The 1,598-nt window shown below is 34.8% G+C and carries 2 protein-coding genes; both read left to right on the top strand.

What is annotated here, in order from left to right; genetic code table 11:
• Nucleotides 1-548: 548 nt before the first annotated feature.
• On the top strand, nt 549-1,271 hold the full coding sequence (locus AC06OU_RS12975; protein WP_475856283.1) for an MgtC/SapB family protein: 723 nt from the start codon (nt 549-551) through the stop codon (nt 1,269-1,271).
• 16 nt (nt 1,272-1,287) lie between these two features.
• On the top strand, nt 1,288-1,598 hold a 311-nt coding region (locus AC06OU_RS12970; protein ID WP_475856282.1), incomplete at its 3' end, for a cation diffusion facilitator family transporter.

The raw sequence follows: 1,598 nt of genomic DNA, 5'->3' as shown, positions 1-1,598 counted from the left end.
AATAGAGAACTTAAAAAGCTCATTTTGTTTTGCTGGCATCATCATTAAATGATGTCAAAAATTGTTTTGCGTCAATCAAGCCGAAGCTTGTTGATGCTGTATGTCTTAACGTTTTGCATGTTCAGTTTTCAATGTTCATTGCGTCATTTTGTTTTTGACGACTTTATTAGTATATCTTCTTTCAGATAAGTTGTCAACAACTTTTTTTAAATCTTTTTAAGTCGTTACTCACTTGTTCTGAAGGACATGTATTAATATACAACGATTAAAAACAAAAAGCAATACCTTTTATTAAATTTTATAGGTTTTTCTTTAAAAATTTGATCCGACCCCTTTGTTTGCACATAAAACGCCAGTTTATCTAGGGTTATCACCTAGCTTTTACGGGTTCCAGCCTATATAAATACTCCATCCCACATTTTTATAAGTCTTTTCCTTACAAAACTAAATTATTTCTTCTGGTGATATTAATTAGAAAACTGGGTATGTAAGTATAAGATTAAAATTTCCACATATTCTTAACTATCTATATGAAAGGAGGCACCACGGTGGATTGGATTCCCTATCTAAACGGATATGGTGAAATATTAATAAAATTAGGTTTGGCGGCAACCCTAAGTTTAGTTATAGGGATTGAAAGAGAATTAAAAAAGAAACCAATTGGCCTTAAAACAAGTATCGTCATTGCAACCTTTAGTTGTTTACTAACATACATATCAATAGAGTCAGCTTACAAAGCACATCATGGTCATGATGGAGTAAATATAACTATGGATCCTTTACGATTGGCCGCACAAATAGTAAGCGGTATCGGCTTTCTCGGAGCAGGTGTCATTCTACGCAAGGGCAACGACAGTATAAGTGGACTTACTACGGCAGCAATGATTTGGGGAGCCGGCGGAATAGGTATAGCGGTAGGTGCGGGTTTTTATCTGGAAGCTGCCCTTACCGTTGTTATCGTACTAATAGGTATAGAAGTAATCCCTCCCCTTCTATCTAAAGTCGGTCCGAAGCGCTTACGATCCAGAGAATTATCATTAAAGGTTATTGTATTAAAACAAGAAAGCATATCTAAAATGTACTATTACTTAAAAGACTGTGGCTTTTATATCGATAGTATTCGGATAAAAGATATTAAATTAGAGAATGATGAGATAAAACATGAAATTCATATCAGATTATCTATTCTAACTAAGAAAAACACGGTAGAGTTTTATCATTCTATTGCAGAATTGGAATTTGTGGAAACATTAGAATTAGAATCAATCTAAAAAGGAGCAACTATCTATGGGACAATTTTTCACTTTACTAAAGGGTGGTAATAAACCTTCTTTAATCGCAGCAGTTGTTAATACAATTATCGCAGCTTTAAAAGGAGGAGCATTTTTCTTAACAGGGAACGTAGCAATGTTCGCAGAGATGATGCACTCAATCGGAGATGCAGCCAATCAATTCTTCGTCTTTATAGGCTCTGCTCTTTCTAAAAAAGCGCCAACACCAAAATTCCCAAATGGTTTTGGGCGGTTAGTAAACCTCGTTTGCTTGGGAGCAGTTATATTAGTAGGAATCTTGTCGTATGAAACGATAAAAGAAGGATG

The organism is Psychrobacillus sp. (genome assembly GCF_056205495.1).
The sequence above is the reverse complement of the archived record's forward strand: the minus strand, read 5'-3'. Positions and strand labels throughout refer to the sequence as shown.